The 22811-nt window shown below is 56.5% G+C and carries 23 protein-coding genes; 4 read left to right on the top strand and 19 right to left on the bottom strand.

The features are described 5' to 3' along the window. Positions 1 to 83 precede the first annotated feature (83 nt). Complete coding sequence (locus R8G34_01420) at positions 84 to 1064, bottom strand: zinc-binding dehydrogenase (protein ID MDW3221544.1); 981 nt, start codon at positions 1062 to 1064, stop codon at positions 84 to 86. Positions 1065 to 1354: 290 nt separating this feature from the next. Here R8G34_01420 and R8G34_01415 point away from each other — a divergent pair, with 290 nt between their 5' ends. Continuing rightward, positions 1355 to 3433: a hydantoinase/oxoprolinase family protein gene (locus R8G34_01415; GenBank protein MDW3221543.1), complete on the top strand. Its 2079-nt coding sequence runs from the start codon at positions 1355 to 1357 to the stop codon at positions 3431 to 3433. Continuing rightward, positions 3430 to 5157 carry a hydantoinase B/oxoprolinase family protein gene (locus R8G34_01410; GenBank protein MDW3221542.1) on the top strand — a complete coding sequence of 576 codons (1728 nt, stop codon included), beginning with the start codon at positions 3430 to 3432 and terminating at the stop codon, positions 5155 to 5157. Before R8G34_01415 ends, R8G34_01410 begins: the two co-directional genes overlap by 4 nt. Here R8G34_01410 and R8G34_01405 read toward each other — a convergent pair. From R8G34_01405 to R8G34_01350, 12 genes are read right to left on the bottom strand one after another with little or no spacing between them, the layout of a single operon-like run. Beyond that, entirely contained in the window at positions 5121 to 6080 is a 960-nt protein-coding gene (locus R8G34_01405; protein MDW3221541.1) for a GTP-binding protein, read from the bottom strand. The two genes, R8G34_01410 and R8G34_01405, sit on opposite strands and share 37 nt — an antisense overlap. After that, the gene (locus tag R8G34_01400) at positions 6077 to 6352 is read right to left on the bottom strand and encodes a hypothetical protein (GenBank protein ID MDW3221540.1); all 276 of its coding nucleotides are present in this window, start codon (positions 6350 to 6352) and stop codon (positions 6077 to 6079) included. Before R8G34_01400 ends, R8G34_01405 begins: the two co-directional genes overlap by 4 nt. Then, positions 6352 to 7254 carry a polysaccharide deacetylase gene (locus R8G34_01395; protein MDW3221539.1) on the bottom strand — a complete coding sequence of 301 codons (903 nt, stop codon included), beginning with the start codon at positions 7252 to 7254 and terminating at the stop codon, positions 6352 to 6354. The genes R8G34_01400 and R8G34_01395 overlap by 1 nt, the downstream gene beginning before the upstream one ends. Before the next feature lie 22 nt (positions 7255 to 7276). After that, positions 7277 to 8734 (bottom strand): dihydropyrimidinase, encoded by a 1458-nt coding sequence (gene hydA, locus R8G34_01390; protein MDW3221538.1) that lies wholly within the window; start codon positions 8732 to 8734, stop codon positions 7277 to 7279. 13 nt (positions 8735 to 8747) lie between these two features. After that, positions 8748 to 9683, bottom strand: coding sequence for an N-carbamoyl-D-amino-acid hydrolase (locus R8G34_01385; GenBank protein MDW3221537.1), 936 nt, complete (start codon positions 9681 to 9683; stop codon positions 8748 to 8750). Further along, positions 9673 to 10575, bottom strand: a complete 903-nt coding sequence (locus R8G34_01380; protein MDW3221536.1) for a polysaccharide deacetylase family protein — start codon at positions 10573 to 10575, stop codon at positions 9673 to 9675. Before R8G34_01380 ends, R8G34_01385 begins: the two co-directional genes overlap by 11 nt. Beyond that, positions 10572 to 10991: a nuclear transport factor 2 family protein gene (locus tag R8G34_01375; protein MDW3221535.1), complete on the bottom strand. Its 420-nt coding sequence runs from the start codon at positions 10989 to 10991 to the stop codon at positions 10572 to 10574. The genes R8G34_01380 and R8G34_01375 overlap by 4 nt, the downstream gene beginning before the upstream one ends. Beyond that, positions 10988 to 11623 carry an aspartate/glutamate racemase family protein gene (locus tag R8G34_01370; GenBank protein MDW3221534.1) on the bottom strand — a complete coding sequence of 212 codons (636 nt, stop codon included), beginning with the start codon at positions 11621 to 11623 and terminating at the stop codon, positions 10988 to 10990. Before R8G34_01370 ends, R8G34_01375 begins: the two co-directional genes overlap by 4 nt. Continuing rightward, positions 11620 to 12459 (bottom strand): ABC transporter permease, encoded by an 840-nt coding sequence (locus tag R8G34_01365; GenBank protein ID MDW3221533.1) that lies wholly within the window; start codon positions 12457 to 12459, stop codon positions 11620 to 11622. Before R8G34_01365 ends, R8G34_01370 begins: the two co-directional genes overlap by 4 nt. Position 12460: 1 nt before the next feature. After that, the gene (locus R8G34_01360) at positions 12461 to 13324 is read right to left on the bottom strand and encodes an ABC transporter permease (protein ID MDW3221532.1); all 864 of its coding nucleotides are present in this window, start codon (positions 13322 to 13324) and stop codon (positions 12461 to 12463) included. A gap of 60 nt (positions 13325 to 13384) precedes the next feature. Continuing rightward, positions 13385 to 14653 carry a PotD/PotF family extracellular solute-binding protein gene (locus tag R8G34_01355; GenBank protein ID MDW3221531.1) on the bottom strand — a complete coding sequence of 423 codons (1269 nt, stop codon included), beginning with the start codon at positions 14651 to 14653 and terminating at the stop codon, positions 13385 to 13387. 33 nt (positions 14654 to 14686) lie between these two features. Next, positions 14687 to 15673, bottom strand: a complete 987-nt coding sequence (locus tag R8G34_01350; protein ID MDW3221530.1) for an ABC transporter ATP-binding protein — start codon at positions 15671 to 15673, stop codon at positions 14687 to 14689. A 233-nt stretch (positions 15674 to 15906) separates the two neighbouring features. Here R8G34_01350 and R8G34_01345 point away from each other — a divergent pair, with 233 nt between their 5' ends. Next, positions 15907 to 16611: a GntR family transcriptional regulator gene (locus R8G34_01345; GenBank protein ID MDW3221529.1), complete on the top strand. Its 705-nt coding sequence runs from the start codon at positions 15907 to 15909 to the stop codon at positions 16609 to 16611. A gap of 67 nt (positions 16612 to 16678) precedes the next feature. After that, complete coding sequence (locus R8G34_01340) at positions 16679 to 16879, top strand: hypothetical protein (protein MDW3221528.1); 201 nt, start codon at positions 16679 to 16681, stop codon at positions 16877 to 16879. A 460-nt stretch (positions 16880 to 17339) separates the two neighbouring features. Here the strand turns inward: R8G34_01340 and R8G34_01335 are convergent, their stop codons facing one another. The 6 genes from R8G34_01335 to R8G34_01310 all read right to left on the bottom strand — a co-directional run bounded on the left by R8G34_01335 (position 17340) and on the right by R8G34_01310 (position 22811). Then, a complete protein-coding gene (locus R8G34_01335) occupies positions 17340 to 18092 on the bottom strand; it encodes an aspartate/glutamate racemase family protein (protein ID MDW3221527.1) in 753 nt (250 codons plus the stop codon). Between the two features lie 64 nt (positions 18093 to 18156). After that, complete coding sequence (locus R8G34_01330; GenBank protein MDW3221526.1) at positions 18157 to 19038, bottom strand: polysaccharide deacetylase family protein; 882 nt, start codon at positions 19036 to 19038, stop codon at positions 18157 to 18159. Beyond that, the gene (locus R8G34_01325; GenBank protein MDW3221525.1) at positions 19035 to 19835 is read right to left on the bottom strand and encodes an ABC transporter permease; all 801 of its coding nucleotides are present in this window, start codon (positions 19833 to 19835) and stop codon (positions 19035 to 19037) included. Before R8G34_01325 ends, R8G34_01330 begins: the two co-directional genes overlap by 4 nt. Next, the gene (locus R8G34_01320) at positions 19832 to 20662 is read right to left on the bottom strand and encodes an ABC transporter permease (protein ID MDW3221524.1); all 831 of its coding nucleotides are present in this window, start codon (positions 20660 to 20662) and stop codon (positions 19832 to 19834) included. Before R8G34_01320 ends, R8G34_01325 begins: the two co-directional genes overlap by 4 nt. Then, positions 20659 to 21753 (bottom strand): ABC transporter ATP-binding protein, encoded by a 1095-nt coding sequence (locus R8G34_01315; protein MDW3221523.1) that lies wholly within the window; start codon positions 21751 to 21753, stop codon positions 20659 to 20661. Before R8G34_01315 ends, R8G34_01320 begins: the two co-directional genes overlap by 4 nt. A gap of 5 nt (positions 21754 to 21758) precedes the next feature. Continuing rightward, complete coding sequence (locus R8G34_01310) at positions 21759 to 22811, bottom strand: extracellular solute-binding protein (GenBank protein ID MDW3221522.1); 1053 nt, start codon at positions 22809 to 22811, stop codon at positions 21759 to 21761.

Below are 22811 nucleotides of genomic sequence, written 5' to 3'. Positions count from 1 at the left end.
GAGCGCCGTCACCAGAGGTCTCCACAGCAGCGACGCAGGCGCTCACCAGCATCCGCGCTTGTCTGACGCCTTCCGCTACACCATCAAGACAGCTTCAGGATCACCTTGCCGGAGAGGGTCCGCGAGGCGAGGGCCTCAAACATGTCGCCAACGCTGTCCAATGTGTAAGTGCCTTCAATCGGCACCTTCAACGAGCCATCACTGATCGCAGACAGCACCTGTGTTGCGCCGCTCGACCATGCCTCAGACCCATAGTCGAGATGCCCCAGATGCATTCGGGTGAAAGTCAACGATTTCCGGACCAGTTGTTCCCATAGATTTGGCAGCGGCGGGCCTTCTGCCTCACCATAACTTACCACATGCCCGAGAGGTCGGATGGCGTCAAAACTGCGGTCCAGAATTGTTGCCCCGGTTGAGTCAACGACTTTGTCCACGCCACGTCCTTGCGTGAAGTTCAAAACCTCGGCCACGAAATCAGCCTCATCGCGATGGACCACAAGATCGGCGCCATACTCTCGCGCGCGGGCCTCCTTTCCCGATGTGCCAACCGTCCCGATGACGACGGCCCCGGCAGCCTTGGCCAGTTGCGTCAAATACAGACCGACACCGCCCCCGATCGCATGGATCAGAACTACATCGTCTGGATTGGTCTTGCTGACCGTGTGCAGTAGGTTCCAGGCAGTCAAGGCTTGTACATAGGCGGCTGCGGCCACATCCAGCCCGATGTCGTCTGGCAGATGGATGATCCGCTCCACCGGTACCGCGCAGAATTCAGCAAAAGCCCCGGCGTCTTCACTAAAGGCCGCGACCCGCGCGCCGGGTGCAATCCCAGCGGTGTCTGATCCAACCGACACGACGGTGCCAGCCAGTTCCAGCCCGGCCACAAGAGGATATCCTTTCGGATGCGGATAAACCCCTTGGCGCATCATCAGATCGGCATAGTTCAACCCGGCATAAGCGACCTTCACTAGCACATCGCCGGATCCAACAACAGGCTCCGGCACATCCTTGACCACGGTTGAACCGGGATCGCCGTCCGGTCTCTCAAACACAACTGCGCGCATAGGGGCTCCTCTTCCTCAAGACTTGCAAGCAATAGCATCAATCGAACAGATTGACGATGAATCAGCGGTCCTTTGTTTCCTCGGGCCGACGTATTGGGTGTGCCATCAGTTTTTTGGGTCTGTTTCTAAACCTATCGATCATGATCACCCAAATTATAGGCGATATCCTCAGCCTTGCTGCCGCATTGGGCACCTCAAGGCTTCATGAGACATCTTCGCAAGGCGTCCCGATGTGTTAGGGTGCTGTAATGGCGTAAGAAGGCGCGGATTGTTGAAGGCGGGGACAGGCGATGAAAACAATAGGTGTTGATGTGGGGGGAACCTTCACAGACCTGATTTATTTTGATCAGCAAGAGGGGAAATTGGGCATACATAAGGTTGCGACAACCCCGGATGATCCGTCGCGCGGTGTCATCGCCGGGATCAAAGCATTATGCGATCAAAATCAGGTGGATCTGGGCGATGTCGGACATGTCTTTCATGGGACGACCACCGCCACCAATGCCGTTCTCGAGGGCAAGGGTGCCCGCGCGGGCATGATCACGAATGACGGGTTTCGTGACGTGCTTCACATCGGGCGGCATCAGCGGGTTGAGCATTATTCGATCATGCAGGAGCTGCCATGGCAAAACCGACCATTGATCCAGCGGCGATACCGCAAGACGGTTGCGGGTCGATTGACCCCGCCCACGGGAGCAGAAATCGTGCCGCTGGATGAGGCCGGGGTGCGTGTTGCTGCGCAACAGCTTCAGGCGGAAGGAGTGGAGTCGGTCGCCATTTGCTTTCTGTTTTCATATCTTAACCCAGCGCATGAGCAGCGCGCCAAAGCCATTGTGCAAGAGGTGATGCCAAAGGCTTTTGTCACAACATCGCAATCGATTTCACCGCAATTTCGTGAGTTTGAACGTTTTACCACGGCGGCATTGGCCAGTTTTGTCGGCCCGAAAGTCGGGTCTTATATCACCGATCTGGGCAGCGCGCTGACGCAATTGGGGATCAAGGGAGATCTTCGCATCATGGCGTCAAATGGTGGTGTCGCGACCCCGCGAATGGTCACCGAAAATCCTGCGCTGACATTGATGTCCGGCTTGGCAGCAGGCGTTCTGGGTGGAGGCTGGGTGGGGTCGCAATGCGGGCGCGATCGGTTGATCACCTTTGATATTGGTGGCACCTCGGCCGATATTGGCATTGCGGTGGATGGGGCATTTGTCGAGACAGACGCCCGGTCCACTTCCATCGCTGGTTTTCCCTTGTTGATGCCAATGCTGGACATTCACACCATTGGGGCCGGCGGCGGTTCCATCGCCCATGTAGACAAAGGCGGCGCTTTCCGCGTTGGTCCGCAAAGTGCCGGTGCGGTGCCAGGTCCTGCGGCCTATGGTACTGGCGGAACACAACCGACAGTAACGGATGCGAATCTGGTGCTGGGTCGTTTGGAACCGGACGATTTTCTGGGAGGTGAAATGGGATTGGATGCGACGGCTTCGCAGACGGTGATTGCGGATTTGGCCATGCAACTGGGGATGGACACATTGGAAACTGCAGAGGGGGTATTGACCATTCTGAACGCCAACATGGCCAATGCCATACGATCCCGTACAGTGCAAAAAGGCATAGACCCCCGCGGATTTGCCCTTGTGGCGATGGGCGGGGCCGGACCGCTGCACGGCTGCGAAGTGGCCGCAATGTTGCAAATTCCCGAAGTGATCGTACCGCCCTTTCCCGGCATCACCTCCGCGATGGGCTTACTGACGGCTGATCTGAAATATGACGCAATTCGGACGCAGTTTCAGGTCTCCACTACCTGCGACCTCACCCGGATCAACGCCGATTTCGTGACGATGGAGGCGGAACTTGCTGCACGGTTCGCCGATGACGGGATTGATGCAAGCGGGGTGAGTTTCACACGGTTTGGGGATCTGCGTTACGTCGGGCAGGGGTATGAACTCAAGGTACCTTTCCCGAAGGGCGACTTGGACGATGATGCCCTCGCGGGCGTCTGGTCTCAGTTTCACGACATCCACGCCGCCGAATATGGTCATGCGTTCCAAACCAGCCCGATTGAACTGGTTAATCTGCGTGTTACGGCGCTTGGCAATCTATCAAAACTCGAACAAATGCCGGCTCTGGATACCGGCACTCTTGAAACCGCACTGCTACACAAACGCGCCTGCGTATTCAGGGTGGCGGGACGTCTGGAAAGCCTCGAGACCAGCATTTACCGGCGCGATAGGCTGCCTGTGGATAAACCGTTTCAAGGACCGGCGATCCTGCTGCAAAAGGACAGCACAACAGTTGTGCCCCCCAACGCGTCAGTCCGGGTTCACTCCTCGGGCAGTCTCATCATCACTTTGGAGGACCCGTCATGAGCCGGATTGATCCCGTCACCGCCGCCGTGATCCAGGGTGGTTTGGAAAACATCGCCATCGAGATGGGCCATAAGCTGATGCGCATGTCCTATTCCTCGATCATCCGCGAATCTGAAGATTTTGGTGCGGCACTCACCGATGCGTCGGGCCTGCAGATGTGTGAATGCAAGATGTCCACACCGCTGCAATCCGGTCCCATTCCCGGCTATGTGCGCAATGTGCTTGAAGTCTTGGCGCAGCGCAATGATCCCATCCGTCCCGGCGATGTGATCATGCACAATGACCCTTATGGCGGTGCGAGCCATGGCCCGGATGTGGCGTTTTGCGTGCCTGTTTTTATGGAAAAGACCTTGATCGGTTGGTCGGTTACAACCGCCCATCACCTTGACATCGGTGCCCTGTCCCCAGGCAGTTGCGGGATCGTGGATGCAGTGGATACCTATGCAGAAGGGCTGCAATTCAAGGCGATCAAAGTCTATGATCAAGGCATTCGCAATGACGCCGTGTGGCACATTCTGCGGGCAAATATCCGCGCGCAGGAATTGGTGGTCGGGGACATGGAGGCGCAGATCGAATCCGCCCGTATTGGCGCGGCGCGCTTTTTGGAACTGGTCGAACATCATGGACTGAAAGCTGTGACAGCGGCCTTCCATGACTTGATGGATTATTCCGAACGCCTGATGCGTGATGCGATCCGGGCGCTGCCGGACGGGTCCTATACGGCAACGACTTATCTCGATGGCTTTCTGGACGATCCTGACCCGGCGCGCAGCCGATTGCCGTTGGTGGTGACGTTGAACGTGAGTGGTGATGATCTGGTGGTGGATTTAACCGGCACCGCGCCGCAATTGCCAGACAAGCCGATCAACATGCCGCTGATCGGGACCGTTGATTGCGCTGTTTGGCTGACAATCCGCTCGATTTTACTGGATTCGGTCACCTATGGCGCCATCCCGCAGAATTCGGGGCTGACGCGACCGATCGAGATCGTCGCGCCCGAAGGCTGCCTTGCCAATCCGATCTTTCCTGCCCCTGTCATTGCGCGGTTCTGCCCCGGTAACCAATTGGCTGACACGGTGATGAAAGCTTTTGCACAGATTGTGCCCGATCAGGTCTCGGCGGGTATTGGAAACCTGCGTGTCATCGCGATTTCGGGGCTTAAGGACGGTAACCATTGGGTTCATATGGAAATCATGGAAGGTAGCTACGGCGGTCGCTCTGGCCTGGACGGAATGGATGCGGTCGACACGCTTTATGCCAATACTCGGAATAATCCGGTGGAAGATATCGAATCTCACATCCCTATCCGCGTGGAACGGTACGAGTTGCGCGAGGATGCGATGGCACCGGGTCAATGGCGCGGTGGCATCGGCGCGATACGTGAATTTACGTTTCTGGATGATGCGGGCTTTTCGCTGGAAGGCGACGGTCATGCGTTTGAACCCTGGGGGTTTGATGGCGGCGCGGCCGGTCATACCGCCGCTTTGACTCTGGTTCACCCGGATGGGAGTGCGCAGGAACTGCCCTCCAAAGTACCGTATTTCAAGGTCAAGGCGGGGGACAAGCTGGTGTCCTATGGGCCCTGTGGCGGCGGATATGGTGATGCGTCACTGCGGGCAACAGATGCCATTGCGAGCGACGTGGCCGACGGTCTGATCACAACTGAAACGGCGCGCAAGTTGTTCCCTCAGGCGGAAACACGAGCGAGTGAAGCTGCCAATTGATCTTGCGTAAATCCGCGTCCGATCACGGCAATGGTGTTGTCCGTATCGCAGGGCACATCGGGCTCGGGAAGGATCTCCGGGGATTGCACCGATCTGCGCACGGTTTGCAGCAACAATCGCCCGGCGGGTGTCCGTACCACCCCCTTGACTCGAACGATTTGGTCGCCACGCGCGTGCAGCAAGGCAGAAAGCCAGACGGTGAAAGCTGTCCAGTCGGGCGTTGGACCTAGAGTCAAACGTGTGGCGATGATTGGCGCGCTGTCGTCATCGGCGAGGTCGGGTAAAGCGAGGGGTTTTTGCTGAGACGCCAAGGCGGGCAGGGGCATATCGCTACCAAAACTTGCCGCTGATTGCGTCGCCCCCGGTGCAAGCGCTCTGAGAGTCGCGCGCAGACCAGCCGTGTCGGTGCTCCCAGAGATGTCGGTTTTCGTTAAAATCAACCTGTCGGCAGCCTCGATCTGCCGCCGGCTGAGCGTTTCTTGTTGCATTTGTTGCAGTGCATTTAGGGCGTCCACAATAACGATGGTCTCGGCCACCACAATTTGGCGCACGAGGATTGGATCGGCTTGGATTACCGAAAGGATCGCGCCCGGATCCGCAAGACCGCTGGTTTCCAGCACGATGTTTTCAAGCCGTGTGTCGTGATCCGCCCTGCGGCTACGCACGTCACACAGCGACAACAAAGCATCGCGCAACTGATCCCGCCCGGTACAACATACGCAGGCCCCCGACAGCAGAGTCATTTGATCCGCTGCTTGCAACAGCGCATCATCCACCGGGGCATCAGCGGCCTCATTCACGATCACATGTACCCGGCCAAAAGCGCCGGTATGAAGCTGGTGGCGCAACCAGGTTGTTTTACCGGAACCCAAGAACCCGCCCAGAATGGTTAGCCGCAACCGACCCTCAGTCGTCTCGGTCACAGATCGAGCGGGTCAAAAGGGCGCCCGCGCAGGGTTTCGACTTCCTGCCAGAGCGCCTCCAGATCCGGCACAATGCTCTGCGCACCGCTCAGTGACATCACCTGAATGCCCGGCACCATTCCGCCGTCATGCGCTGTAACGCCAGTGCCTTTCAGCACCTTTTGCAACACCTGTACCCGGCGGAACCTTTCGCGCAATCGGTCATGCGGTGTGGCCGCCCCTGCTTCTGTCCAGTGACCGGGGGCTGCGGGGAAACCACAGGCCGAACACATCAGATCACCTCTGGCCGGGCCTCGCCTTCAAAAGGGAAGCGCGCGCGGAAGTCATTGGCGATGCTGTCAAACGTCATCCATTCGCAACCCTCATGCCCGTTGATGTATTCAATCAACCGTTCCAGCATCAGCAAGACCTGTGGCCGCCCTGACACATCCGGGTGAATGGTGATCGCATATACCGCGTAATCCATTTCTCGGTAAACCCAGTCGAACTGATCCTTCCACATCTGTTCGATGTCGCGCGGGTTCACGAACCCATGACTGTTGGGGGATTTCTTGATGAACATCATCGGCGGCAAATCATCCAGATACCAATTGGCCGAAATGTCCACCAAATCAATCTCATGACCGTGTTTCAGCGGGTGCATCCACTCCGCGGCTGTCTTGGTGTAATCAATCACGTTCCACTCGTCACCGGTACGCGCATAATAAGGTTGGAAATCGCGATATCCCTGACTGTGATCATAAGAAAACCCGTATTTCTGCAACAGGGCGGCGGTGGAATTAGACATCTCCCACCAGGGTGCCACATAACCCGTGGGCGGTTTCCCGGTTAGCTTATCGATCAGTTCGATGGATTTGACCAACACATCCTCTTCCTGCGTCGGCGTCATCGCCACGGGGTTTTCATGCATATACCCATGCGCGCCAATCTCATGGCCTGCATCCACGATCATCTGCATTTCCTTGGGAAAGGTTTCAAGACTGTGCCCGGGAATGAAAAAGCTGGTCTCCATGTCGTACTTCTTGAACAGACGCAAAAGACGGGGAATTCCGACCTCGGTGGCAAAGATACCGCGTTGAATATCCGACGGACTGTCCCCACCGCCATAGGATCCGATCCATCCGGCTACGGAATCGATATCAGTGCCAATGGCACACATAATTTTCTTGGTCATTCTGTCTCCTCCTCAGGGTCCGTTAAACGCCGATGGGCATATGTTTGGGATCACGTGCGACGGGGCGCGGCGCGATCAGTTCTTTCCACGTGCTCAAGGCTGTGCTGGTGGACGGAAAGGGCATGCGGCTGATTTTCTGGCCCCGACCGGGCTGGGGTTGGCTGTTGGCGCCTGCTTCCCAGACCACATCCCCGCGTGACAGGGTAAATCGGGGTAGGGCGGTGACCTCAAAACCTTCGAAAACGTTGTAATCAATGGCTGATTTTTGCGTTTTTGCAGTAATTGTCTTACCCAGCTTGGGATCCCAAATCACCAGATCCGCGTCTGCACCTACGATCACGGCACCTTTTTTCGGAAAGATATTGAGGATCTTGGCGATATTCGTCGAGGTCAGCGCGACAAATTCGTTCATGGTCAGACGCCCAGTTTCAACACCATGGGTCCATAGCAAGGACATGCGATCCTCAAGCCCGCCCGTCCCATTGGGAATCTGCGTGAAATCACCCACCCCCATGCGTTTCTGTTCGGTGGTAAAGGCACAGTGATCCGTCGCCACAACCTGCAGGGACCCCGCGGCCAAACCAGCCCATAACCCGTCCTGATGTTTCTTGTTCCGGAAGGGGGGCGACATCACCCGTTGGGCCGCGTGATCCCATTCGGCATGCGCATATTCGCCCTCATCCAACAACAGGTGCTGGATCAGAGGTTCGCCCCAGACCCGTTGGCCATTCTGACGGGCACGCCGGATGGCTTCATGTGCGTCCTCGCTGCTGGTGTGTACGATATAGACCGGCACGCCAGCGGCATCGGCAATGGTGATCGCGCGGTTGGTGGCTTCTCCTTCCACAGCGGCGGGGCGGGAATAGGCATGCGCTTCGGGTCCGTTATTGCCCTCGGCCAGTAGTTTTTCCTGCAATAATGCTACCAGATCACCGTTTTCCGCATGCACAAAGGGCAGGGCACCCAAAGCAGCACAGCGCGAGAAGGAGGCAAACATTTCATCATCATTCACCATCAAGGCGCCCTTATAGGCCATGAAGTGTTTAAAGCTGTTCACACCCCGATCCACGACCAAAGCCATGTCATCGAATATCTGTTCCGACCAACCGGTGATCGCCATGTGGAACCCGTAATCGCAAGAGGCTTGCGGCGCGGCGCGCGCTTCCCATTCGTCTAATGCCGCGATGATCCCATCCTCGCCGGGAATGATGTAATCCACCACCATTGTGGTCCCGCCAGAGGCTGCAGCGAACGTACCGCTTTCCCAGGTCTCAGCGGTGCGCGTGCCCATGAAGGGCATTTCCAGGTGGGTATGGGGGTCGATCCCACCGGGCATCACGTAGCACCCCGCCGCGTCGATTACCGTGTCGCCCGTCAAATCGGGCCCGATGGCGCTGATGCGTTCGCCCTCCACCAGCACATCGGCTTTGTAAGTACGGTCTGCGGCGACAATTGTGCCGCCTTTGATGACTTTTGACATGTCTTTCCCCCCTCTATTTCGGCGCGACTGCCCCGGTCCGTTCCACGATGATACCATAGTGTTCGGGGCGGCGATGGGCCGCGAAATCAAACACGGTTTCCTTGTAACGTTTGCCCATATCCAGATCACACGCGGCGGTTATCACTTCGTCCTCGACCGTGACCGCCTGCGCGACGATCTCACCCGATGGCGCGATGATCACGCTTTGCCCGCCCATTTTGGAGCCTTCTTCTTCGCCACATTTAGCTGTTCCTACGACCCATGTCGCATTCTGGTAAGCCCCGGCCTGCATCGATAGGTGGTTGTGAAAAAGGGTCAGGCTGTCCATTGCCTGTTCGCCCACATGCCCAAAGGGCGTGTTGTACCCAAGCATAACCATCTCAACGTCCTGCAACCCCATCACGCGATAGGTTTCGGGCCAGCGTCGGTCATTGCAGATCGCCATGCCCATATTGCCACCAAACCCTTTGACCACAGGAAAACCCAGATCGCCCGGCTCAAAATACCGCTTTTCAAGGTGTTGAAAATCACGCCCGGGCTGGGGTTCGCTGTGACCGGGTAGATGCACCTTACGATAGGTGCTGATGATCTGAGCGTTCTGGTCCACAAGGATCGAGGTATTGAAACGCCGTTTCACACCATTGATTACAGTCAATTCAGCGTATCCGAGGTAAAACCCGATCCCAAGCTTCTTGGCCTCATCAAAGAGCGGTTGCGTTGTTGCACTGGGCATATCGGTTTCATAATAGCTGTCGAGTTCGGCGTCGTCCTCTATCATCCAGCGCGGGAAAAACGTGGTGAGCGCCAGTTCGGTAAATACAACCAGCTCACAGCCGCGGGCCTTGGACTCGCGCATCATCTCCAGCAGTCGCGCAACGGCATCTGCGCGGGTCTCGGACTTGGCGATAGGCCCCATCTGGGCGGCGGCGGTGATCAGTTTACGGGTCATGGGTTCTCCGATCCGGTGGGGGGATTTGCGCGGCATAACTCTCTGCAATGGCTCCGGCGGTGGTGAGCCAGATGTCCTTGCGGTGCTCACAAATATGGCTCAGTGCGCGGCGCAGATGGCGCAGGCGCGCGGGCTGCCCAACGATATAGGGGTGCAGCGCGATTCCCATGACCAAAGGCTGCTGGCGCGATTGTTCCAACATCTCATCGAACGTGTCGATGATCAGATCACCAAAAGCCGACGTAGTCTCTTTGCGCGCGACTATGGCGGGGATGTCATTGACTTCCTGCGGATAGGGCACCGACAAAAGCGCCCCGCTTCGCGTCCGCATCCAAACCGGCTGATCATCCATGCACCAGTTCATGGTATAGCTGTATCCGGCTTCCTGCAGCAGGTCCGGCGTGGTGAGGCTTTCGGCGATCCAGGGACTGAGCCAGCCTGTGGGCGCGCGTTTTTCGGACTGGATAATGGCCGCTGTCGCCCGCGCGATCAACGCGGCCTCCTCAGACTCCGTCATTGTGCTTTGACGCTCGGAGTTGGTAATCCCGTGGCCTGCGATTTCATCCCCTCGCGCACTGTGGGCCGAGACCAGTTCCGGGGCGTAGTCATACATGGCAGAGTTGATCAGCACGGTGGCGGGTAGGTCGAAGTGGTCCAGCATCTCCAGCATCCGCCATGCCCCAACCCGATTGCCATAATCGCGCCAGGCATAATTCAGTACATCCGGCTGTGGCCCACCGGGGGCCAGTTCTGCGCCAAGCCCTTCGCCAAAGGCAAAATGCTCCAGATTAATCCCGAGATAGACGCCAAGCCCTTTGCCTTCGGGCCATTTGAAAGCAGGGCGCGCTGTGATGGGCGCATAATCATAACGGTTATGCCCGGCCAGTGTCACAGCGGGGCCTCACCCAGCCCGGCTCGATCCAGCAGCCATTCGGCACTGTCATTCCAGACCTGTGTCTCGACGATGAGCCCGCCGCGGATCACAAAAGTGTCGATGTATCGATTGCCATCAAACGGCGTGCCATCCGGCCAGGCGCCGTATAGGTGGCCACTGTTGTAGACATGAACATCGCCCGTCTCAGGATCCAATGCGGCATGGGTCGTCCCAAGGCGTTTTTTGACCCATTGATACCTTTTGGCATTAAAAGCAGCGGTATCTGCCGGGGCGGTGAAGGCGCGCCCGCCGGTAAAAGTGATTTTCAGATCGTTTGCGACAAAAGCGGCGGCACCTTCGGGGTCGGGCACCATGGAGCGTTCCAGATAGGCTTCAACCACGGCACAAGCCTGCGCAATAACTTCATCGCTCATAGTAATTCCCCCATCTGCACCGCAGCCTTGACCCCATCAATCAAGCGCACGGTAACCTCCGGCCCGGCGCGGGCCGGGATATGTGACATGCCTGCGCATCCAAGGACGACCGATTGCACATCGTCCTCATTTTGCGCGCGGGTGATCTCCTGCAAGACCTGATGTGCTGAGGCGTCTACATCCGTTTCAAGTTTTAAAACCGGCACACCAGAGGCGCGCACACGTCCAAGATGACCCGCCAGACCATAGTTTTCGATGTTGTCCTCAAGGATGGGCGTGGAAACCGACAATGTGGTGACAACCGAAAAGCGTGGTCCAGCAAGTGCTGCAAGATGATAGGCCGCCTGTCCAATGCCGATCACGGGGCAGGCGGCTACCTCGCGCGCCTCAGCCAGCCCCGTATCGTCAAAACATCCTATGATTATAGCCCGCGCCCCTTGTGCGGAGGCTTTTGAGACGAGTTTCAACAGAGGCGGTATGCAAGCCTCGCCGTCTTCGGGACCCTGGATCGCGGGCGGACCGTCATGCGAGGTCCATGCTTCGATCCGCGCGTCGGGACAAGCGGTCTGTGCTGTCGCCAACATGGATTGCGTCATGGACACCGTCGAATTCGGATTGATGATGACAATCATACCATCCCTTTGCCTGCATCATTTCCCTTATTGGCGCGGCGGCGGTTGGCCCAGACGGCAATCCCAAGAAACAATCCGATGATAATCAGTGAAAACACCGTTGTGAGCGTGCCGAGAGCGTAAAGAACCGGCGAGGTGACATTGGTGGTCATGCCATATATCTCAAGCGGCAGGGTGTTCTTGCTACCTGAGGTCAGCAAGGTGCGCGCGAATTCATCATAGCTCAGGGTGAAGCCGAACAGCGCCACACCGATCAGCGATGGCGCGATAATCGGGAGTACCACATAGCGGACGGTTTGCCAGGAGCTGGCCCCCTGATCGCGAGCGGCCTCTTCAAAGCTTTTGTCAAATCGGTTGAAGACGGCAAACATGATCAACAAACCAAAGGGCAGGGTCCACGTCAGTTGCGCACCATACCCCGATGTTGCCCAATGCACGTTGATCCCGGCCTGACTGAACAGCAAACCCACGCCCAGGGAAATCAGAATCGAAGGGATCACAAGAGCAGTGACAATCAGATAGAACAGGATGGCCGAGCCAGGGAATCTTTTTCGAAACGCAAGGCCGCCCATCACCGAAACCACAATTGTGGTAACCATGACCATAAGGCCCAGAACGAGGCTGCGGCGGAAACTGCCCCAGATGTCGCCAACCGCCTGCTGTTCGAACAGATCGTAGAACCAATAGAGCGACACGCCGCGCATCGGGAAGGTCAGCCCGCCGCCCGGACCCTGAAACGACAGGATGCCGATGGTGAGCGTGGGGCCGTAGAGGAACAGGATGAACAGCACAAAAAATGCTGTCAACACGTAGAAGGAGCGGGAGCGCGGTTCCACTTCATAGCTCCTTTCGAATATCGACAAAGCGCAGCAGGATACCGATCACGATCAAAACCGTCAGCAACAAGATAATCGCTGTGGCTGAGGCGGAAGGGTATTGCAGCAGTGAGATATCGTTGGAAATCAAACGTCCGACATTGGCGGATTGACTGCCGGACATGATCCGGACGGTGAAGAAGTCCCCCATCACCAGGGTGACCACAAAAATCGTACCGATCATGATACCGGGTTTTGTCAGTGGCAAAATGACGTTCCAAAGGATCTGCGCGCCATTTGCGCCGCCATCACGTGCGGCCTCGATCAAAGATTTGTCGATCCGCATCATCGTGTTGAAAATCGGGACGACCATGAACAGCGTGTAGATATGCACGAAAGCCAGCACGACGGAAAAGTCGCTGAACAACAGCCATTCCACAGGTTCATCAATGACGCCCCAGGACATCAGCGTCGAGTTGGCAATGCCATTACGCCCAAGAAACGGAATCCATGAGATCATGCGGATGATGTTGGAAGTCCAGAACGGGATGGTGCAGAGCAAAAACAGCGCAATTTGCCAGGTCAGGCTTCGGATGTGAAAGGCCAGATAATAGGCCACGGTAAAGCCGATGAGGAAGGTGAATATCCACGTCAGGATGGCGTATTTGAACGTGTTGACGAAGACTGTGTACGTGACGGGCGATCCAAACAGGAATTCGTAGTTGTCAAACTGGAATGCCGGGATAATCGAAAATTCGGTGGCCTGCCAGAAACTGACGATTGTGATCATGGCGATCGGCAGAACCAGAAAGAAAAACAATACAATTGCCAGCGGCGAAACCATCAACCAGCCGGTTACAGCATTGCTTTTAAATATTTTTTGCATATTTGAGTGCCGTAATAAAGGGCAGGTAGGGGGCGCATGTCCGCGCCCCCAAAAATCGCATCAGGCCGCGATGAATTCATTCCATTTGCGCACCATGTACTGGTTTTCATCCATGACGGAATTCCAGCAGGCAACAGCCCCCATGCGGTCGATGAACGATCCGCCATCACGCACAGCGCCCGGACCTTCAAGCACGGCACCGCTTGGGCTGACGATATCGCCCTGCGATTCCTTGCCTTCATACCAGAAGCCCCATTCGTCATCGGACATGAACAATTTGGAGGTTTCCGGAACAGCGGAGTAATAACCCTGACGCATCAGGAAGCCGCCAACCCAACCACTGAGATACCAGTTGATGTATTCATAGGCTGCATCCAGTTTCGCGCCTTCCAGGCTCGCCGCCAGACCCATGCCGCCGCCCCAGGAGCGATACCCCTCTTCAAGAGGCTGATAGACGCACGGAATGCCTTGTGAACGTACAGCCGTGATGGCCGGGGACCACATGGATTGGATCACGACTTCACCCGAGGCCATCAGGTTGACGCTTTCATCGAATGATTTCCAGAACGCGCGGAACTGACCGTTTTTCTTGGCTTCGGTAAAGATGCCCAGCGTCAGGTCGATTTCCTCTTTGGTCATGTTGCCTTTGTCGGGGTACTTATATTCACCCATCGATTCAACAACCATCGCCATGTCCATGATTCCAATGGAAGAAATGTCGAGGATGGAGGCTTTGCCTTTGAACTCAGGGTTCAGCAGTTCAGACCAGTTGCTGATCGGACGACCAATCAGGTCGGGACGAATGCCCAGCGTGTCAGCGTTGTAGATCGTCGGGATCAGGGTCATCCAACCGGATTCATTGTCCACAAAGGATTTGCCGTCTTTGCCTTCCACAAAACCCACGGTATGGGGCGCTGTGCCTTGGGCGATCTCGCTTGTTGGTGTCAGCTTCCCGGACCGGAACGTCCCGGCAATCTTGTCGTAATTGGCGATTTTGGATGTGTCCATCGCTTGCAAATTGCCTGTTGGCCAGACCTTTTTACAAATCCAGTACTCGATATCTGCGATGTCAAAGCTGTCTGGCTGGGTCGCCACACGCTGTGTCACGCTGTCGGAATCCAGCGCGGTCATTTCCATGGTGATGCCCAGATCGTCAAAGGCCTTTTCCGCGATTTCGTTAAATGCGGAAACGCCTGTACCGGCCTGGCGCAGAACGACGTTGGATTGCGCCCAAACCATCGGTGCCGCCAGTGTTCCCGCCGCAGTAGCCACACCTGTTTTCAGCAATGTGCGTCGGCTCAGGCCATTTCGTTTTGTGTATCGTGTCATTCGTCTCTCCTTGTCAGTCGTGAGTGCCGCGGTTCACGCGGTCAGTTGATGTTGATCCTTTTGGTCCCAGTTCAGACCAATCTGGTCCCCAGGATTGTGCGGATTTGCAAAGAACGCACCATCGGGCATCAAAGCCGTGACTTCCTGATCCCCTGCGATTTTTGTCAGGATGGTGACATGCGTCCCCTGATATTCGATGGACAGAACGCTGGCTTCAAGTCGACCCTCCTTGACGGTCGTGGTTGAAACGGCGTCTGTGCGGATGGCCACGTGACCCTCGGGCAGGGCGATTACATTGTGTCCGCCCATGAATTGCGCCACGAATTTCGTTTTTGGAGCGTTGAACACTTCGCGCGCGGGCCCGGCCTGTTCAATCACCGCATCGTTCATCACCACAATCTCATCAGCAAGCGCGAGGGCCTCGTCCTGCCCGTGGGTCACATGCAGGAAGCTGATACCCAGCTCGTTTTGCAGTTTGCGCAATTCGCTACGCATCCGAATGCGCAGAAACGGATCCAGCGCGGAGAGCGGTTCGTCAAGCAGTAAAACCTGCGGCCGGGTGATCAGAGCGCGGGCCAGTGCCACGCGTTGTTGTTGCCCGCCGGACAGCTGCGCGGGCAATCGATCAGCCAAAGAAGTCAAATCCACCAATTCCAGCATCTCAGCGGCCTTGCCATGCCGCTCGCCCTTGTCGACGCCCTTCATTTTCAAGCTGAATGCCACATTGTCCAAAACATTCAGATGCGGAAACAGAGCATAGTTCTGGAACATCATCGCGGTACCGCGTTTGGCCGGGGCCAATTCCGATATGTCACGTCCGCCCAGCAGAATAGAGCCATCGCTGACAGTCTCATGCCCAGCAATCATGCGCAGCGTCGATGACTTGCCGCATCCGGAAGGCCCAAGCAGGCAAGTATAGCTTGAGGCCTTGAAGTGGTGGTTGATGGTGTTCACCGCTACGGTATTTCCATACCGTTTTGTCAGTGATACCAGTTCCAGATCGTCCTTTGACACGAATATTCTTCCCCTCAGATGGCGTCAGCAAGGCGTTTGCGCCTTGAGTCGGAAAGACCAACGCCGCCAAAAAAGAGAGCGAACCCTTTGTGTGCACGTAAATTAGCCACCAAGAGGGGTATATGCTCAATAATTAGGCGTATTATTGTATACAACCTGAGCATGCTTTTGCATCCAATTCAAGCGGCTCTTGTTCGTTTATTGTTTTGTTGGCATCAGGGGACCCAAAGGACATCCAGATGATTGAGCCCGCCAACGTTGCGTTTTCAAAACAGGATAAGCCACCCTCAGGTGCGCTGGTCTCTGTGTATTTGTCCCGGGCAATTCATGAACATCGTCTGCTGCCCGGCACCAAATTGGGCGAAGACGAACTGGCAGAGATATATGGCGTGTCGCGCACGATCATACGCACAGCCCTGCAAACTCTGGCTCACCGGCAGCTTGTCGAAATACACCGCAATCGGGGCGCATTTGTGGCCAAGCCAACGCCGAAAGAAGCGCTTGAAGTCTTTGAGGCCCGCGAGCTTCTGGAGCCGCGCATGGCGCGCTCTGCCGCGCAACAGGCGACGGCGGACGATGTGTCCACCCTCAACGCTCACATCGCGCAGGAACATGAAGCACTGTCAAAAGGGGATCGGGGCCACGCGCTTTACTTGTCGGGCCAGCTTCATGTGCATATTGCCCGCATTGCAGAGCAGGCGACCATTGCCAGCTTTATTGAAACGCTCATTGCAAGGTCATCCCTGATTGTGGCGCTTTACTGGAAGCGGGAGAGCGCGCTCTGTGAGAGCCACGCGCATAATGCACTGGTGCAGGCTATCGCCCGGAATGACGAAAACGCCGCAGAAGACCTGATGCGACGTCATCTAGTGGATCTGCACTCCGCCCTGGAATTGCACAAGATACCCACCACCGCAGCGTCGCTCAAAGAAATCTTGGGCTGATAAAATGGCCGGTTGTAAAACACTATAGTGACCGGCACATCTACGATTTCGGCCCGTGTTTGGCGTGATGGATTACTTCCCGTCCAACCTGAACAGAACGGGCGCGGGCGTGATGCACTGGACTGCTGGTGCCAGCAGCTTTGGCTTTGTCGTGCGGAAATTCAATGCCGCCTTCATTTTCGGCGTGGACCATGACCATGGCTCCATGGGCATCGGCACCTCCAAGACATCGAGAAATTCGCGTTCAGAAAAGGCCAGTCCGGCATAGGTCATTGAGACCGTGAAGCTTGTGTAGCCTGCATGGAATAGCGCGGGTAAGTCTTGCCACAAGGTTTCCGCGTCCGTGGACGTGATGATCAGGTGAAAGGAAAGATCAACAAAAACTGGCCGTCCACTTTGCCGATCTAGGCTTGCTCCGCTTAGCGCGGGGTCGCATCACCCTCTGGCAGACAGAGTGGCGTGACAGTTGTATTCTCACCTCAAGCCGCGGGGCTGGCAATGTCGAAATCACCTGGCATTTCGATGCCCGAACCCGAGGGGTGCGCGTAATGAACATGGCTGTCGACACCACTGAACAATGCGATCAGCCCGTCAGCGTCGATAGCCTGATGCGCTGGTCCAAGACCATGTCCTGGGGTTGCAATTTTTTCCCTCGCGCACTCCGATATCGCAGACCTCTTCCGGCGATCCGGTGTCGACGCGCGCGGCGCGCGTGATGAGATCATGTGTCATGATGCGCGCTGCGGATTGAGTGCAGTCGCGAGCGAGTGCGGCAGTCCGGCTGAGGTCTTGGCATCCGGCTTGCAAGCGCGATGCGCGAAACCAGCCTGTTTGGTGAGCCGCGCGAGAGCAAGCGCCTGCAGCGTAGCAGCGGCAATCGGATCAATCACAAGAGCCGGGACGTTTGGCGCGATTTCAGGCGCCATGCCGGCCAGTGGCGCGCCACCGAGTATGATCACGTCTGCGCCGTCATGCACTGTTGCGTTGGTTGCCAGATCAATCAGATCGTCGCGCATGTCAGTTTGAAGTGCCGCAATGTCGACAGATTTGAGCGCAGGAGTGTGCACACCGCGAAATCTTGAAGCCAGACCGGTTTGCGCCACGCAATCGGCATACCACCGGTTCATCAATGGTGAGAAGGTGACCACAGCAAAAGTCTCGCCGAGCAAACCCGCAGTCATGATCGCAGCCTCTGCCATGCCGACAATCGGCATGTCAAAAAGATCGCGGGCCCCGGACAAACCCGGATCACCAAAAGCTGCGATGATGACCGCATCCACATCGCCTGAATGTTCTGCGATCATTTCCAACACGATATTCCCGGCGATCTGAGCCTCTGCGCGGCTGGCGATGTAAGGAAAGCCGCGCGTTGCGGTAACAGGATGTATCTGCGCCAAATCTCCGACCGTTGCCCGGGCAATTGCGGCCATGTTATCGGTCATGGACTGCGTCATGTTTGGATTGAGCAGCAGAATTTTCACGGTATTTTCCTTTCAGACACAACGGCGCCCGGATCAGACAAAGTCGGTTTTCGGACCGTCATTTTCATGAGGAAGCGGCCCTCCAATACGCTGGGATCTGGCGTATTTGAGCACTCCAGATCTTAGGTTTGGCGCTAATGTGCTCGCGGACACTTTCCAGCCCGGCAATCTGAACCGGCCGCCCGATCAATCTCAGGTGCAACCCGGTGAACATCATCCGCGCGGTCTCAGACCCCTCTGCGTAAAGCCGTTCAAAAGCGCCAATGCCGTAGTCGGAAAAGTCATACGACTGAACAAACCCGCCGCCAGGCGAAAACTGCATGTCATTGGTGTCAAACGCATCGGGTAAAATGGCGTGCTGCCGGTTATGAATCCGCGGGGTATCATCGTCATAAACATCGCTGTCATAGTCGAAACCGCCGTGTGCACAGAGCAAGTCGCGGGTATTCATGGACGGCACCGAACGCGTGTGCCAGCCCACAGGGGTCACGCCAAAGGTTCTTGCAATGGCTGTGTGGGTTTTTGCGATCATCGCCTGTTCTTCGGCAATCGGCATTTCAGCCTGACGCTCCCATCGCCCTCTATGACAGGACATTACATGGCCGCGCGCAACAGCGTCCTGCAACAGCCAAGGCGACCCCTCAGCAGCGTGTCCACAGGTCGAGAAAGTCGCGGTTCCGCCAAACCGATCAAAGGCTTTTGCGATGCGGCCATAGCCCTGATGGGTACCATGGGTAAAATGTGTTTCCATGTAGGGATCGGGGTGGTCGAAAACCTCTTCGCGGATCTCATAGTTGCTCTCATTGCGCAGGGTGTCATCTGCGATTGAAAGCACAGCGCCGTTTTCAACTTTCGGCACGCAGGACACAGCCAGTCGCGCCCCATTTGGCCAGTTCGGCGCAGGGGCCGCCCTGAAGTACTCTTTGAAATCGCGCTGATCCGTCATGTATCCACCATTCGGTTCAACCCGACAGTGCGCGATGCCACAACCAGTACCACAATCGCCAACAGGATCAGGCCCGTGGAAATTGCGGCCAGCGACGGATCGGGTTGTTCTTCGAGGTATTGCAGCATCTTTATCGGAAGCGTCTTGTTGCGCGCATCCGTCAGAAAGATCGAGATCGGGTAGTTGTCCATTGAGGCCAAAAACGCAAAGAGCCCGCCGGTCAGATAAGCAGGCGCAAGATTGGGGATCAAGACGCTGAAAATCGCGCGGGGATAGCTCATTCCCAATGTGCGCGCTGCATCAATCAGTGCGAAATCAAAGGCACTCATTGATGCCAGAAGAGTGCGCATCACAAATGGCAATGTGATGACGATATGACCCAAAAGCAGCGACCAGTAAGCATCCCGCAATCCGATTTCACGAAAAAACTGCAGGAGGGCGACCCCCAGAACGAGCCCGGGCATCATCAGAGGGGAGACCGTAAACGTGGCGATGGCCTCTTTGCCGCGAAACTCGCCCCGCGTCACGGCGATGGCGGCCAGGGTGCCCAGGATGATTGAAACAGCTGTAGAGACCAATGCAAGGTTCAGGGACAGTTGCACCGACTCCCACAAACCGCTGCGCCGCTCCAGCGATTGATACCAGCGCAGCGACCATTCCGGCGGCGGCAATGTATAGACCGCAGAGGAAGTAAACGACGTGAGGACCGTAATCACAATCGGCAGCATCAGAAAGATGACGCAGGCAAAGCCTATGATCCAGGCAATGCATATGGTGATGCGGTCGGTCTGGGTCATCGCCGCGCCCCCAGACGGCCCACAAGCCAGCTTGAAAAGAGAACGACGAAGATTGCGATTGCCAGCAAAATGGCTGAAATTGTGGATCCAAGCGGTTCATTACGCAGATACAGGAAGGATCGCGCGATCAACATCGACAGGGTTTGCTGCCGTTCGCCGACAATGAGTGAAGGGATGACGTACATTGAAATGGCCAGCGAAAAAGTAAAGGCTGACCCCGCTACCACGCCCGGCAAAGAGAGCGGCAGCGTGACCCTTGTGAAACGGAACCAAGGTGATGCACCAAGGGAGGATGCGGCCTCTGGGAGCGAGGCATTTAACTGGCGCACAACCGAATAAATCGGCAAAACCATGAATGGCAGAAACACGTTTGCCGCGCCGATGATCAATGCCGTTTCCGTGAAAAGCATTCGGACAGGTTCTTCAGTGATTCCAAGCGTTTGTAATGTGGTGTTCAGAAAGCCGTTAGAGCGAAACAGGATAGACCAGGCGAAGGCCTTGACGATGACGCCGAGCGACATGGGCAGGACCAGAGCCACCAGAAACATCGTGAGCCAGATGCCTTTGGCCCGGGCCATCGCGAAGGCGGTTGGATAGGCAATGATGAGCGCAAGCAGCGTCGTCAGGGTTGCAATGCGCAGCGTCCGCCACAGCACCGTCATGTTGTAGCTGTCGGCGAAGAATTCGACATAGGTGACAATAGTCATGCCCTCCACGCCCCGGAGGCTTTTGATCAGGAGCAAAAGCAGAGGCAAGGCGTAGATGACCGCCAGAAATGCAAGACCAGGTACTGCAAGCAGCGCGATACGGTTGGTGCGCGCGATCACCCAGGCACCGCATGCACAAGCGTGTCTGAGACAGGCCAGCCAAGTCGAACGGTTTCGCCGCGCGCAAAACCGGTCCGTATACCGGGCAGTTCGCACAAAAGCCTGTCCTCGGAGGTCGCCGCGCCATGCAGCACGGTCTTTGACCCCAGCGAAATGACATCGCTCAACTGCACATTTATCGCGTTCATATCCGTCGTTACAGTGGGTGTGATAAGTTCAGGGCGCACGCCGACCCATACATTTGCGCCAATATCAAAATCGGTGCGTGCCCGGATCTGCCCGGTGCGTGTCTTTATCGTTGCAAGCCCGTTTTCTTGTGCCGTGACCTGCCCGGCAAGGCGTGTCGAGAGGCCGACAAAGTCCATTACAAAGAGAGAGGAGGGTGCCGCATAAAGTGTCGATGGATCTGCAAATTGTTCAATTTTGCCTGCATTCATTACCGCAATCCGATCCGAAACGCCCATTGCTTCTTCTTGATCGTGGGTAACAAAAACCGCTGTTATGCCACGGTCCCGTAACAGGGATTTCAGCTCGATCTGCATCGTCTCGCGCAGTTTGCGGTCAAGCGCGGAAAACGGCTCATCCAACAGCAACAGATCCGGCGAGACCACCAGCGCGCGTGCAACGGCGATGCGCTGTTGTTGGCCTCCAGAAAGCGCTGATACCGGGCGGTCAGCAAACCCTTCCATCCGGACAAGCGCAAGCGCTTCTTCAACCGGCGCGCCCACGTCCGCCTTTGCCATCCCGCGTGCCCGCAGCCCGAAAGCAACGTTTTCAGCCACTGTCAGATGCGGAAACAAGGCGTAATTCTGAAAAACAACTGAGATATTCCGGCGATGGGTCGGCTGTCGGGTTATGTTTCGCCCGTCCAAAACAATATCACCGGTATCGGCAGCTAACAGTCCCGCAATGATCCGCAAAAGCGTCGTTTTTCCGCACCCGGAAGGCCCCAGCAGAGAAACCAGTTCGCCTTTGTTGACCGCGAAATCCATTTGATCCATTACCACGGTGCCCTTGAACGATTTGGCGACGCCCACAACGTCAAGGTAATGCCGTGCGTTCAAGGTCTGGTCCGTCGCCTTGGTGGCCATTGCGTTCAGAGCGCCATCAGCTTGTCGAACCGATCAATCCAGGCCGCTCGGTTGGCCGCTACAAATGACCAGTCAGGCGCATAGATCGGGACACCTTCCGGCACCACGGCCCCCGCAGTAACAGTCGTATTGGCAGGTACGGAGGAGGCAAAATCCGCGATGGCGGCCTGCATCACCGGTCCCAGCATTTCGTTGACATAGGCCTGTGCGAGTTCCGGGTTCGGACCGCCTTTGACCAGACAAATACCAGATGGCATTGCGAAAATACCTTCGGCAGGGGCTGCAAGGTCAACGGGGACGCCTTCGGCTTTGCGGGGCAGGGTATAGGAGGAGAAATTACCCGAGAGCATCGAGATTTCACCTTGTTCCAACAGGTTAAAGGCCTGGCTCATCGTCGTGTAGACCGTCAGCAGGTTGGGTTTCAGCTCTTCGAGCTTGGCGAATGCGGCATCCGTTTCGTATTGCGCTTCCGAGAAAGGCTTGCCGGAGCTCAGCATTGCAGCAGACATCAATGTCCACATACCCTCAGTGTTCTGCAGCGAGGGAATGATCACCTGACCCGAATTTGCAGGATCCCAAAGTGCCGTCCAGGAAGGGACGCCCTCGGCTTTGTCGGTATTGTAGGCAATCCCGGCCCAAGGCTGCACGTAGTTGCACCACATGCCTTCCATATGCGTCGCATCGGCCCGAAGGTCCGTCATATTGGGGACCGCGTCGGGGGTAATCGGGCTCAGAAGATCCGCCTCGACAGCCTGAATCATTACAGGGTCATCCATTTGCACCACCGACAAATAGGGCGCATCCTTGTTGGAGGACATCTTTTCGAGGTTCACCGAGGATTTGGTGCCTTCAAACAAGATGTCCGCGCCGATGGCTTCTTTCATGTGCGGTATCACGATGGATTCCATCCAGGCCGTATGAGACCCGGCACATCCGATAACCAATTCGCTGCTTTGGGCGCGCAAGAGGGCAGGCGCTGCCAGCGTTCCGATGGCCGCAAGAGTTGATGTTTTCAAAAGGCGACGGCGCGTCAATCCGGCAAGGGTTCGATGTGTCAT

The organism is Paracoccaceae bacterium (assembly GCA_033344815.1).
In the GTDB taxonomy this organism is placed as follows: domain Bacteria; phylum Pseudomonadota; class Alphaproteobacteria; order Rhodobacterales; family Rhodobacteraceae; genus Roseobacter.
This window is presented reverse-complemented; position numbering and strand designations above follow the sequence as displayed.

What these genes read in the sequence shown, in the direction of transcription:
- R8G34_01420 (MDW3221544.1), bottom strand. Translation starts at nt 1,064, where the DNA reads ATGCGCGCAGTTGTGTTTGAGAGACCGGACGGCGATCCCGGTTCAACC.
- R8G34_01415 (MDW3221543.1), top strand. Translation starts at nt 1,355, where the DNA reads ATGAAAACAATAGGTGTTGATGTGGGGGGAACCTTCACAGACCTGATT.
- R8G34_01410 (MDW3221542.1), top strand. Translation starts at nt 3,430, where the DNA reads ATGAGCCGGATTGATCCCGTCACCGCCGCCGTGATCCAGGGTGGTTTG.
- R8G34_01400 (MDW3221540.1), bottom strand. Translation starts at nt 6,352, where the DNA reads ATGTGTTCGGCCTGTGGTTTCCCCGCAGCCCCCGGTCACTGGACAGAA.
- R8G34_01395 (MDW3221539.1), bottom strand. Translation starts at nt 7,254, where the DNA reads ATGACCAAGAAAATTATGTGTGCCATTGGCACTGATATCGATTCCGTA.
- hydA (MDW3221538.1), bottom strand. Translation starts at nt 8,734, where the DNA reads ATGTCAAAAGTCATCAAAGGCGGCACAATTGTCGCCGCAGACCGTACT.
- R8G34_01385 (MDW3221537.1), bottom strand. Translation starts at nt 9,683, where the DNA reads ATGACCCGTAAACTGATCACCGCCGCCGCCCAGATGGGGCCTATCGCC.
- R8G34_01375 (MDW3221535.1), bottom strand. Translation starts at nt 10,991, where the DNA reads ATGAGCGATGAAGTTATTGCGCAGGCTTGTGCCGTGGTTGAAGCCTAT.
- R8G34_01370 (MDW3221534.1), bottom strand. Translation starts at nt 11,623, where the DNA reads ATGATTGTCATCATCAATCCGAATTCGACGGTGTCCATGACGCAATCC.
- R8G34_01360 (MDW3221532.1), bottom strand. Translation starts at nt 13,324, where the DNA reads ATGCAAAAAATATTTAAAAGCAATGCTGTAACCGGCTGGTTGATGGTT.
- R8G34_01355 (MDW3221531.1), bottom strand. Translation starts at nt 14,653, where the DNA reads ATGACACGATACACAAAACGAAATGGCCTGAGCCGACGCACATTGCTG.
- R8G34_01345 (MDW3221529.1), top strand. Translation starts at nt 15,907, where the DNA reads ATGATTGAGCCCGCCAACGTTGCGTTTTCAAAACAGGATAAGCCACCC.
- R8G34_01340 (MDW3221528.1), top strand. Translation starts at nt 16,679, where the DNA reads ATGGATTACTTCCCGTCCAACCTGAACAGAACGGGCGCGGGCGTGATG.
- R8G34_01330 (MDW3221526.1), bottom strand. Translation starts at nt 19,038, where the DNA reads ATGACGGATCAGCGCGATTTCAAAGAGTACTTCAGGGCGGCCCCTGCG.
- R8G34_01325 (MDW3221525.1), bottom strand. Translation starts at nt 19,835, where the DNA reads ATGACCCAGACCGACCGCATCACCATATGCATTGCCTGGATCATAGGC.
- R8G34_01315 (MDW3221523.1), bottom strand. Translation starts at nt 21,753, where the DNA reads ATGGCCACCAAGGCGACGGACCAGACCTTGAACGCACGGCATTACCTT.
- R8G34_01310 (MDW3221522.1), bottom strand. Translation starts at nt 22,811, where the DNA reads ATGACACATCGAACCCTTGCCGGATTGACGCGCCGTCGCCTTTTGAAA.